The organism is Mesorhizobium sp. 128a (genome assembly GCF_053848025.1).
This window is the reverse complement of the sequence record NZ_JBSPKY010000022.1, coordinates 90,760-101,464: the sequence shown is the minus strand read 5'-3', so window position 1 is coordinate 101,464 and position 10,705 is coordinate 90,760. Positions and strand designations below refer to the sequence as shown.

Below are 10,705 nucleotides of genomic sequence, written 5' to 3'. Positions count from 1 at the left end.
CATCGCGATTCCCTCCGAGCTTCCCACTCACAGAATCACAACCAGCCAATTACGCAACAGGCCCACAAGGGGAGAAAGGAAGTCCGGCTCCTCAAAACCGCTCCAGCTTCGCCCGCACCTTCTCCAGAAATGCTGCCCGGCTCTTCGGCGTCGAGGCGTCCATCAGGTAATGCGCCAGGAAGAAGGTCCGGCAACGCGTCGCGCAGAGCGCCCGCATGCCGCGCAAAAGCGTCTTGCGGCCGGGCTGGCCGACGACGACGCTCCACCAGGTCGGCGCGCCGCAGGTGGTGATGACGCCGACCTTGGTGACATGCCTCATCAGCGACTGGATCCGCCCCTTGCCCGCAGGCAGCTTGAAAGCGACGTCGGTTGCCCACACCCGGTCGAGCCAGCCCTTCAGCATCGCCGGCAGTCCGTACCACCAAGTCGGGTAGATGAAGAGGATCGCCTCAGCCCAGGCGAGATGATCGAAATGCGGTTTCAGCGCCGGATCGTCCGGCGCGCGGTCGTTGTAGGCGCGCCGCTCTGCAGTACCCATCACCGGGTCGAATTTTTCGGCGTAGAGGTCGAGCAGCCGCACCTCCCAGCCCCTTCGCGTCAGCACGTCGACGGCGGTATTTCTGATCGCGGCGCAAAAACTTTCGGGCACCGGATGGCAATAGACCACCAGCACGCGCATCAGAATTCATCCATCCCGGCCGCAACCTTGGCAATGAAAGCCCGGCGCGTTTCGTCAGTCGACAGGTTCATCGAATAATGCGCGAGGTAGGATACCGAGGCGCCCGGCTTGATCGTCGCGCGCAGCATGCGCTTGACCAGCCGGCGCGGTGGATCGCCCATCAGCATGGCGCGGAACCGGCTGCCGCCATAGGTGGTGATCGCTGCAAGCTTGCCAATGTTGTGCAAGGACGGCTGCGCCTTGCCGGCGACCAGCTTGAACGACACGCCGGGCAGGAAGACGCGGTCGAAAAAGCCTTTCAGGATGGCCGGAAAGCCATAATTCCAGACGGGATAGGACAGCACCAGCGCCTCGGCCCGCAGCAGCCGCTCGACATAGGGTGCGGCCGGATCCGCGGGGCTGCGTTGATTGTGATAATCCAGCCTCTCCCCGCGCGTCAGCCTGGGATCGAAATCCTCGGCATAGAGATCGCAGTTATCGACCGCATGGCCCGCCGCCGTCAGCCGCTCGACGATCGTCCGATGCAGGCCGGCATTGAAGCTGGTCTCCACCGGATGCGCATAGAGGACGAGGACTTTCATTACCCTGCCCTTTGCAGTCCCTTGAACAGGAACGTGCGGCCCGAGCGATAGTCATAGTCGGGATTTTCCCAGGCGATCATCTTGCCGGGGTTGAGCAGGCCCTGCGGATCGGTCTCGCGCTTGAAGGCCAGCTGGATTTCGTCGGTCTGCTTCATGCCGCCCTCTTCCAGCGTGTAGCGGTGCGGGTTGAAGATCCAGCAGCCATTGTCCTCATGGATGCGGATGATCTCGTCGAGCCGCTCTTCCGTAGTGTAGCGCACCAACGGCAGGCCGGCGGCGCCAATCGCGCCGTCGAAGCGGATGAATTCGAGATGCGCGGGCACCTCGTCGCCGAAGCGGTCGACCATCGCCTTGACGTGCGCGAGATGGTCCGGTGACGGATAGCGTGCCTGCAGATAGGTGATCGTCGGATCGACCCTGATGGCGCGCAGCGTCGTGTGGTTCCACGTCAGTTCATAGGCCGGCGGTAACCCCTTGAGGTCGGCCTCCTGGTCGGCGCGGAAGACGATCTCGCCCTTGCCGCTGCCGACGAAGGCCACAAAAGCGTCCATGGCGTGCGGCGCGATCATGCACACCACGATGCTCTGCTCGCGCCGGAAGAATTTCTGGTGCCGCTTGAAATAGTCGTAAGGGACGGGTGCGGCGATCGGCGTGATCAGCTTCGCCAGTATGCCGTCCTGAACGGCAAGGTCGTTGCCGAAGCCGGCCGCGTCCATGAAATCGTCGAAACCGACGATGACATCGATCCAGTCGTAAGAGGCCGTCAGCGGCATCTCGACCTCGGTGATGATGCCGTTGGTGCCATAAGCGTGCATGACCTTGAGCACCTCCTCGCCGGTAAGATCCATCACGCGCGGCTCGGCCTCCATCGTGACCGTGCGCAGCCTGATGACGTTGCCAAGATCGCGCAACCCGCCCCAGCGGATCGAGCCGACACCGCCGGAGCCGCCGGCGACGAAGCCGCCGATAGAGGCCGTGTTGTAGGTGGACGGCGACATGCGTAGTTCCTGTCTGGAATGCGCGCGCGTAGCGCGATCGATGTCGGCCAGAACCGCGCCCGGTCCGGTCACAACGCGCCCCGGCGCGATCGCCTTCACTTCGTTCATTTCTGCAAGGTTGAGCACCACGCCGCCCGATAGCGGCATCGCCTGGCCGTAATTTCCGGTACCGCTGCCGCGCGGCGTCACCGGAATGCCATGGCGGTGGCAGGCGGCAAGCACGCGGATCAGTTCGGCCTCGTTCTTAGGCGTCACGATCAGGTCGCCGGTAACATGGTCGAGCTGCTGTTTCAGCACCGGGCTGTACCAGTAGAAGTCGCGGCTCTTCTGCTGGACGATGGCCGGGTTGTCGTCGAGCTTTATCCCGTCGAGATCGCGTTTGAGCGCCGAAACATCCATTAGTCCACCATCAGTTCGTCGAGCTCGGCATAGTCGGGCAATTGCCGGTCGATCGCGCGGCCCGCGCGCACGACGATGCGATCCGATTCGGGCCGCGACAGCAATTCCGTCCAGCTCCGGCCCTTGAAGATGATGAAGTCTGCGCTGCCGCCAGCGGCCAGCGTGCCGACACCGTCGAGCCGCATCACCTTGGCTGGCGTCGCCGCCACCGCTTGCGGCCAGTCGCCGACCGGATGGTCGAAATGCAGAATGCGCGTCGCCATGCGGTAGACCTCCAGCATGTCGAGATCGCCATAGGCATAGAACGGGTCGCGGGTGTTGTCGGAAGCAATTGCAACCGGAATGCCCCTCGCCTTCATCTCGTGCAGCAGCGTCACGCCGCGCCAGCGTGGCGTGGTCTGGTCGGCACGCCGGTCCTGCAGATAGAGATTGCACATTGGCAGCGACACCACCGCCAGCCCGGCCTTGGCCACCTTGTCGAGTGTGTCCAGCACGTCGAGATCCGGCTGACGCGCCAGCGAGCAGCAATGTCCGACCAGGATATTGCCCTCAAAGCCGTTCCAGAGGGCAGCCTCGGCGATCTTCTTCAGCGAGATAGCCGCGACATCGTCGGTCTCGTCGGCATGGAAATCGAGATCGAGCCCGTGCTTGATCGCCTCGGCGAACACCTTGTCGAGAAGCTCCTCGAGGTCAGGCACCATATAGGTGACGACGCCGAGCACGCCCTTTGCCGCGGCCACGCGCTTGGCCAGCCTCTCGAACCATTTTGTGTCGCGCACGCCTTCAATGCCGAGCAGGCAGGCCGCCTGCAACTCGATGCGGCCGCGCCATTTGTCTCGCATCGTCTCGAACACCGGCCAGGAGATCTCCTCCTGCGGTGGCACGCTGTCGAGATGCGTGCGCAAGGCCCTGGTGCCGTGCGCATAGGCCGAGCGTAGCGAGAAATCCATGCGCCGCGCCACATCTTCGGCGTTCCAGCGCGCGGCGCGGTCGGCGCCGGTTGCATTGAGCGCGCCCATGAAGCTGCCGTCTGGATTGGGTTTTCTGGGCCAGATATGGCCCTTGTCGATATGGGTGTGGCAATCGACGAAACACGGCAGCACGATGCGACCGGCAAGGTCGATGGCGTCGGCAGCCGGCTTGGCTTTGCCGTGCGCGCCGATGCTGGAGAACTTGCCATCGGCGACAGAGATGTCGGCCAGCGTGAAACCATCGCTGTCGAAGGTGGCGGCAAGACCTGATGTCAGCGACCGGTGAAGGCGACCGTTGGCCAGGACGTACGAACCGTCCTGCGGAATGCTGATGGCTGACGTCACCCTACTGCTCCTGCTTCAGCGCGCTCTCGTGCCAGCGGCGCAGAATGAGATGCGACACCAGCGACAACACCAGGAAGATCAAGATGCCGGTGAGCGAGATCAGGATCAGCGCCGCAAACAGCCGCGGCGCGTTGAGGCGGTAGCCGGCCTCGATGATGCGTGACGCCAACCCCGACGATTGCCCCTGCGCGCCGGCGACAAACTCGGCCACGACAGCGCCGATCAGCGACAGGCCGCCGGCGATTTTCAGCCCGCCGAGGAAATACGGCATCGCCGCCGGCAGCCTGAGATAGCGCAATTGCTGCCAGCGCGTCGCGCCGTTGAGTTTGAACATGTCGCGCAGATTGCGGTCGACGGAATTGAGGCCGAGCGTGGTGTTGGACAGGATCGGGAAGAAGGCGACGATCCAGGCGCACAGCAGCAGCTTCACCGTCTGGTTGTTCACATAGATGTTGATCAGCGGGAAGATCGCGACGATCGGCGTCACTTGCAGCACGATGGCGAAGGGAAAGAACGACATCTCCACCCATTTCGATTGCGCAAACAGCACCGCCAGCCCGACACCGCCGATGACGGCAAGTACCAGGCTAAGGAAGGTGATCCTGAGCGTCACCAGCAGCGAGGAGAACAAGAGCCCGGCATCGTCATAAAGCGTCTGCAGCACCACGCCCGGGCGCGGCAGGATGTATTTTGGAATCTCGTTCCAGACGCACACCCGGTCCCATAGCCAGATCGCCAGGATCATGATCGCCAGCGGCAAGACCCATCGGCCGATCCGCTCCAGCCGCTCCTGGCGTACGCGACCGGCTTCCTCGGGGTCGAGCGTCAGCACGGGTTGCTCAATGGCCGTCATGATGCGGTCCGGCTGATGTGTTGATGGCGTTGACCAGAATGTCGGAGGCCTGGCGGCAGAGCGCGGCATAATCGGGCGAGGTGCGGAACACCTCGTCGCGTGGATAGGCAGCATCTATCGCCAACTCGGCATGGACGCGGCCCGGCCGTGCCGCCATGACGACGACACGGTTGGACAAGAACACGCTCTCGAAGACGCTGTGGGTGACGAAGACGACGGTGAAGCGTTCGTCCTGCCACAGCTCCAGCAGATCGTTGTTGAGCTTGAAGCGGGTGATCTCGTCGAGTGCGGCGAACGGCTCGTCCATCAGCAGGATGCGCGGCTTGGTCACCATGGCGCGCGCAATCGAGACGCGCATCTTCATGCCGCCGGAAAGTTCGCGCGGCACGGCGTTCTCGAAGCCGGTCAGGTGTACCCGCGCCAGCATCTCCGTCACCGCCGGCGCCGCCATGGCGCGCGAGATGCCTTTCAGCCTGAGCGGCAACCAGACATTGTCGAAGACATTGGCCCAGGGCAGCAGCGTCGGCTCCTGGAAGACGAAGCCGATGTTCGAGCGGTCGATGGAGCCACGCCAGTCGAGCACGCCTGAGGTCGGCGTCGACAGGCCGGCGATCAGACGCAAGGCCGTCGACTTGCCACAGCCGGACGGCCCGAGCAGGCTGAGAAAATCGCCTTCGCGGATTGTCAGATCCACGTCGCTCAGCGCCGTGACGCCGTTGGAGAAGACCTTGCCGACATGGCGCAGCGCCAGCAGCATCGGGCTTTCACCCGATGCCGTCATGGGCGTCTGCGCCATTTTCTCCAGTCTCACGATTACTTCTTCAGCTCGAGCCCGACGCCCTTGTTGACGAAGGCCAGCGTATAGGCCTTCTTGATGTCGATGCCGGGCTGCGCGACCTTGGCCTTGACCATCTTGTCATAGAAGCTCTGGATGCGTGCGTCGGTCATGGCGCCGATGCCGAGTTTTTCCGAATCGCCGGAATCGACCACGCCGAATTTCTTCAGCTGTTCGATCGAGAAGGCAATCTGCTCATCCGTCATGTCAGGATTGTCCTTCTTGATCATGTCGTTGGCAGCCTTGTTGTCGCCGTAGAGGTAATTGTACCAGCCCTTGGCCGAGCCATCGACGAAGCACTGGACGACCTCCGGCCGCTTGTCGATCGTGTCCTGCATGACCTCGACCGTGGTCGCATAGGTCTCCCAGCCGTAGTCGGCGAGCAGGAACTGGTTGGGCAGGAAGCCGCCGGCTTTCTGCACCGCGAACGGCTCCGAGGTAACATAGCCCTGCTGGATCGACTTCTTGTTGGCGATGAAGGGCGCCGGATTGAAGGTGTAGGGCACGCGCTTGGCGGCATCGAAGCCGAGCTCGGTCACCATCCACTGGAAGAAGGTCTGCGCGCCTTCGTCGCCCAGGATGTACTGGTCGGCGTTCTTCAGATCTTCCCACTTGTCCAGCCCCTGCCCCGGCTGGGACATGATGACCTGCGGGTCCTTCTGGAAATCGGCCGCGACGACGCGCATCGGAATGCCCTGCTGGACGGCGTCGAAGGCCGACAGAAGGTTGCCGCCCATATAGAAATCGAGCTTGCCGGCCAGCAGCAGCGGCCGACCGCTGACCTGCGGACCGCCCTGCGAAATCGTCACATCGAGACCGCATGCGGCATAGGTGCCGTCGGCGACAGCCTGATAGTAACCACCATGCTCGGGCTCGGCCAGCCAATTGGTGCCGAAGGTGACTTTCTCGTTCGCCGCCGCACCCAGCGTACTGGCTCCAAGCAGCGCGAGCGCGCCAGCCAAAATCTTCTGTCTTCCGTACATCGACACCACCCTTTGTTGGCTCCGGAGCGTCACGCGCCGGGCTCGACACCATTGGTTCAAGAAGCAAAACACATGCCACCGCCCGGACCGCCTGCTCTACGCGGCAGTCATTGCCAAGACCGGACGGGTCATGCTGTGCGGGAGGCATCGTGCCTATTTTTTGGACGCCTGTCCACAATCGCCCCTGTGCCATGCACCGCATCTTGAGGGACTTGCTTTCCAGCCTTAGGCTTGGCCGCAAACCGGAGATTGCCATGTTCAGATTCCTAACCCCGAAGTCGATAAAGCCGCCTTTCGCCCGCTACAGCCACGGCGTCGAAGTCCCGGCGGGCAAGCGGCTAGTGCTGTGCTCCGGTCAGGTCGCCATCACGGCGGATGACCAGATCCCGGAAGATGCCGGGGCGCAGGCCGAATTGTGCTTTCAGAACATAGCAGCGATCCTCGGCGAGGCCGGCCTGGGGCTAGGCGATATCGTGCGCATCAACGCCTATGTCACCGACCGCGCGCATCTGCGGCCCTATATGGATGCCCGCGACCGGCTATTCGCCAGCCCCGCGCCCGCCTCGACACTGATGATCGTGTCGGGCTTCGCGCGGCCGGAATTCAAGGTCGAGGTCGAGGTGATCGCCGCGGGGTGATCGACAGTCAATGATTGCCGCGCTAGGTCTGGTTCATCCGCTTGAAGAGGCATGACATGACCGTTGCAAACAGACGCGTGTGGTGGGGCGACTACCGGACCACCGAATATGCCGCGATCGATCCGGAGGCGACTGTTGCCGTTCTGCCGGTGGCGGCGATCGAGCAGCACGGCCCGCATCTTCCGGTTTCGACCGACACCTCGATCATGAACGGCATGCTGGAGACGGTCATTGCCCGCCTGCCAACCGATCTCGACATCCGCATCCTCCCGGTCCAGGCGGTCGGCAAGTCGAACGAGCATTTGCACGCGCCCGGCACGCTGACCCTGCCGGCGACGACCCTGGTCGATGCCTGGACCGAGCTTGGCCTGTCAGTCGCCCGCGCCGGGGTAAGAAAACTGATCGTCGTCAACTCGCATGGCGGCAATGAAGAGATCATGGGCATCGTCACGCGCGAGCTGCGCGTGCGTGAAAGGATGCTGGCGGTGAAGACCAGTTGGCAGCGCTTCGGCCGCCCTGCCGGCATGTACACCGAGCTCGAGGACCGTCACGGCATTCATGGCGGCGATGTCGAGACCTCGCTGATGCTGCATTTCCGCCCTGACCTCGTCGACATGGGCAAGGCCGATAATTTCGTCTCCAAGGTCGCCCGCGCGGAGACCGAATTTGCGCTGCTGCGCCACACCGGGACGCACGCCTTCGCCTGGATCGCCAGCGACCTCAACCCCAACGGCGTCGTCGGCGACGCCAGCATTGCCACGGCGGAAAAAGGCCGGCTGACCGCGGAGCATCAGGCCGACGGTTTCATCAGCCTGCTCAGGGATGTGCGCAAGGCCAAGCTTGCCGACTGGCTGGCGTAGAAGGCTTGGCGCTCAGCCGTCGATCTTGAGAACGAAAGGCGTGCCTTCAAAAGCATCGGCTCCGCGCCCGATCGCCTCGATCGCCTCGATCATGCGGCCATCGCGGCCAAGCAGAGTGTCCGCGACGGCGATCAGCCGCGGGTTGGGCGTCGCCGAGGGCGAAAGCTTCCGCAATGTCTGCGCCAGCTCCACCTCGTCGCGCTTCGGAGCGAGCGCCGCCGCAATGATGTAGGCCGAGGCGGTCGAGCGGCTGACGCCGGCATAGCAATGCACGACCATTGGCTTTGTGCGATCCCATTTGCGGGCGAAGTCGAGCAGATTGCGCACATGGTCTTCGCCCGGCATGGTCATGCCGTCCTGCGCCACCGCAATATCGTGCATGACCAGATGCAGGTGGTTCTCCCTGGCGATCGAGGCGGGCCGCGTCACCTCGGTGCCGGCAGCAAGCAGCGACAGCACGCGCTCGGCGCCGCTTCTGGCCACCGTATCCTCGAGCTTTGCCAGCGAACAGACATGGATCATCGCGCAATCTCCCTGGCGCCATCGTCGCGCCGTGCGTGCCACTCGGCAAGCGCCGATTCGAGCCGCCGCCATTCCTCATCGGACCCCGGCAGCCCGGCACGCAGTACCTGCGGCCGGTCGGCAAAATGCCGAAGCAGGATGCCGTGCTCACCGAGCGCCGAAAACAGCCCGACGGCGTCCGGCATTTGAAGATAGCGAAACAGCGTCGTGCCACCGGTGACAGCGACACCGAAGCGTGCAAACAGCGCATCGAGCCGCGAGGCATCCGCAGCCAGCCGCCGCCGCATGTCAGCCTGCCAGCCGCTGTCGGCAAGCGCGCGGATGCCATACTCCAGTGCTGGGCCGGCGACGGCCCACGGGCCGAATTGCGTCTCCAGCCTTTCGACCGTCAACACATCGGAAAGTGCGAATCCGAGCCGCAGGCCGGCAAGGCCGAAGAACTTGCCGAAGGAACGCAGCACGACGATGCCGCCCTGCCCGACGTCGCCGGCCAGGCTTTCCGCATCTGGGCCGACATCCATGAAAGCTTCATCGACCACCAGCAGCCCGCCCTTGGCGCGCAATTGCCCGGCCAGCGGCAGCAGACTTTCCCGCGGCACAACGCGCCCGTCCGGGTTGTTTGGATTGACGACGATGGCGAGGTTACCCGCAGCGAGCGCCTTGACATCGTCGACCTCCGCGACGGCATGGCCGGCGATCGCGGCGGCCCTGGCGTGCTCGGCATAGGTCGGCCCTAACACCAGCGCCCGGCCGGGGCTCACCAGCGAAGCGACGCGCGGCAGCAGAATCTGCGTGCCTGGGGCAACGGCCACATTCTCGGCCGAAGGCGCGCCATAGACGCCTGCCGCGATCCTGGTCAACTCACGCAGGCGGCCACCTTCCGGCAATCGTGAGAGAGCGGTGGCGGGCAGCTCGAAAAGCGGGTAGGAGTGCGGATTGATACCTGTCGAGAGATCGACGAAAGGCTGTGGCGCGTGGGGGAAGAGCGCGCTCGCCCGGCCAAGGGATCCACCATGATCCACCGCAGCAATCGCTCCATCAGAAAGCTTCATGTCGGTCCTGATCGCTTTCCTGTCGCTGGCCACCGAACGCATCCTGGGTTACCCGGACTGGTTGTTCCGTGCCGTTGGCCATCCCGTCACCTGGTTCGGCAGGCTGATATCCTTTCTCGACCTCAGGCTCAACCGCGCCACTGATTCCGACGCCTTGCGTCGCCGCCGCGGCGTACACGCGCTGCTGGTCATTGTGCTGGTGCCGGCGGTGATTGCCTTCATCGTACAAATCCTGCTCTGGGAGCTCTTTCCTGCCGGCATGATCGTCACGGCGATCCTGGCATCGTCGCTGCTGTCGCAGAAGAGCCTTACCGAACATGTCGAGGCCGTGGCCGATGCGCTGGACACAGGTGGACTGGCGCTCGGGCGCATTGCGGTTGCGCGCATCGTCGGCCGCGATCCCGAAAAGCTCGATCACGCCGGCGTCAGCCGCGCCGCGATCGAAAGCCTGGCCGAGAATTTTTCCGACGGCATCGTCGCCCCCGCCTTCTGGACCGGCGTTTGCGGGCTGGCCGGCGGCGTCGCCTACAAGGCCGCCAACACCGCCGATTCGATGATCGGCCACCGCACCCCGCGCCACGAGGCCTTCGGCCGGGCGGCAGCACTTTTCGACGACTGGATCAACCTGCCGGCCTCCCGGCTGACCGCGCTGCTCATCATTGGCGCCGCCTTTCTTGTCAGCGGCGCCGATCCTCGCAACGCATGGGAAGCGGTGCGGCGCGACGCCAAAAAGCATCGATCGCCCAATGCCGGCTGGCCGGAGGCGGCGATGGCCGGCGCGCTCGGCCTGGCGCTCGCCGGCCCGCGCAGCTATGGCGGCGTTGTCGTTGAGGATGCGTTCATGGGCGAAGGCGGCCGCCGCGAAGCCGAGAGCCTGGACATCAGGCGGGCACTGAAACTCTACCAGGTCGCCGATTATCTGCTGATTGGGTTGTTTGGGATCCTGTCGGCGGTCGTCATCTATCTGGATATCTTGGTCTCGCAGTAAA

At 64.0% G+C, this 10,705-nt stretch carries 12 protein-coding genes; 3 read left to right on the top strand and 9 right to left on the bottom strand.

Annotated features, from left to right (window positions below):
- Window positions 1-91: 91 nt before the first annotated feature.
- The 7 genes from ACWTU9_RS28355 to ACWTU9_RS28325 are packed head-to-tail and all read right to left on the bottom strand — an operon-like array spanning window position 92 to window position 6,644.
- Window positions 92-679, bottom strand: a complete 588-nt coding sequence (locus ACWTU9_RS28355; RefSeq protein WP_455861201.1) for an NAD(P)H-dependent oxidoreductase — start codon at window positions 677-679, stop codon at window positions 92-94.
- Window positions 679-1,260 carry an NAD(P)H-dependent oxidoreductase gene (locus ACWTU9_RS28350; RefSeq protein WP_455861200.1) on the bottom strand — a complete coding sequence of 194 codons (582 nt, stop codon included), beginning with the start codon at window positions 1,258-1,260 and terminating at the stop codon, window positions 679-681. Before ACWTU9_RS28350 ends, ACWTU9_RS28355 begins: the two co-directional genes overlap by 1 nt.
- On the bottom strand, window positions 1,260-2,657 hold the full coding sequence (locus ACWTU9_RS28345; RefSeq protein ID WP_455861199.1) for an FAD-binding oxidoreductase: 1,398 nt from the start codon (window positions 2,655-2,657) through the stop codon (window positions 1,260-1,262). Before ACWTU9_RS28345 ends, ACWTU9_RS28350 begins: the two co-directional genes overlap by 1 nt.
- A complete protein-coding gene (locus tag ACWTU9_RS28340; protein WP_455861198.1) occupies window positions 2,657-3,973 on the bottom strand; it encodes a cytosine deaminase in 1,317 nt (438 codons plus the stop codon). Before ACWTU9_RS28340 ends, ACWTU9_RS28345 begins: the two co-directional genes overlap by 1 nt.
- 1 nt (window position 3,974) lies before the next feature.
- Window positions 3,975-4,826 carry an ABC transporter permease gene (locus ACWTU9_RS28335; RefSeq protein ID WP_455861197.1) on the bottom strand — a complete coding sequence of 284 codons (852 nt, stop codon included), beginning with the start codon at window positions 4,824-4,826 and terminating at the stop codon, window positions 3,975-3,977.
- On the bottom strand, window positions 4,813-5,622 hold the full coding sequence (locus tag ACWTU9_RS28330; protein ID WP_455861196.1) for an ABC transporter ATP-binding protein: 810 nt from the start codon (window positions 5,620-5,622) through the stop codon (window positions 4,813-4,815). The genes ACWTU9_RS28335 and ACWTU9_RS28330 overlap by 14 nt, the downstream gene beginning before the upstream one ends.
- Window positions 5,623-5,639: 17 nt before the next feature.
- Window positions 5,640-6,644 carry an ABC transporter substrate-binding protein gene (locus tag ACWTU9_RS28325; RefSeq protein ID WP_454577528.1) on the bottom strand — a complete coding sequence of 335 codons (1,005 nt, stop codon included), beginning with the start codon at window positions 6,642-6,644 and terminating at the stop codon, window positions 5,640-5,642.
- Between the two features lie 254 nt (window positions 6,645-6,898).
- On the opposite strand from ACWTU9_RS28325, the gene ACWTU9_RS28320 reads away from it, so the two are divergent.
- Together ACWTU9_RS28320 and ACWTU9_RS28315 are read left to right on the top strand one after the other, a co-directional pair.
- On the top strand, window positions 6,899-7,282 hold the full coding sequence (locus ACWTU9_RS28320; RefSeq protein WP_455861195.1) for a RidA family protein: 384 nt from the start codon (window positions 6,899-6,901) through the stop codon (window positions 7,280-7,282).
- 56 nt (window positions 7,283-7,338) lie between these two features.
- On the top strand, window positions 7,339-8,142 hold the full coding sequence (locus ACWTU9_RS28315) for a creatininase family protein (protein WP_455861194.1): 804 nt from the start codon (window positions 7,339-7,341) through the stop codon (window positions 8,140-8,142).
- Window positions 8,143-8,154: 12 nt separating this feature from the next.
- Here the strand turns inward: ACWTU9_RS28315 and ACWTU9_RS28310 are convergent, their stop codons facing one another.
- Both ACWTU9_RS28310 and cobD read right to left on the bottom strand, forming a co-directional pair.
- The gene (locus ACWTU9_RS28310) at window positions 8,155-8,664 is read right to left on the bottom strand and encodes a tyrosine phosphatase family protein (protein WP_455861193.1); all 510 of its coding nucleotides are present in this window, start codon (window positions 8,662-8,664) and stop codon (window positions 8,155-8,157) included.
- Complete coding sequence (gene cobD, locus ACWTU9_RS28305) at window positions 8,661-9,716, bottom strand: threonine-phosphate decarboxylase CobD (RefSeq protein ID WP_455861204.1); 1,056 nt, start codon at window positions 9,714-9,716, stop codon at window positions 8,661-8,663. Before cobD ends, ACWTU9_RS28310 begins: the two co-directional genes overlap by 4 nt.
- Here cobD and cbiB point away from each other — a divergent pair.
- On the top strand, window positions 9,715-10,704 hold the full coding sequence (gene cbiB / locus ACWTU9_RS28300) for an adenosylcobinamide-phosphate synthase CbiB (protein ID WP_455861192.1): 990 nt from the start codon (window positions 9,715-9,717) through the stop codon (window positions 10,702-10,704). The genes cobD and cbiB overlap by 2 nt on opposite strands.
- The last annotated feature ends 1 nt before the right edge of the window (window position 10,705 follow it).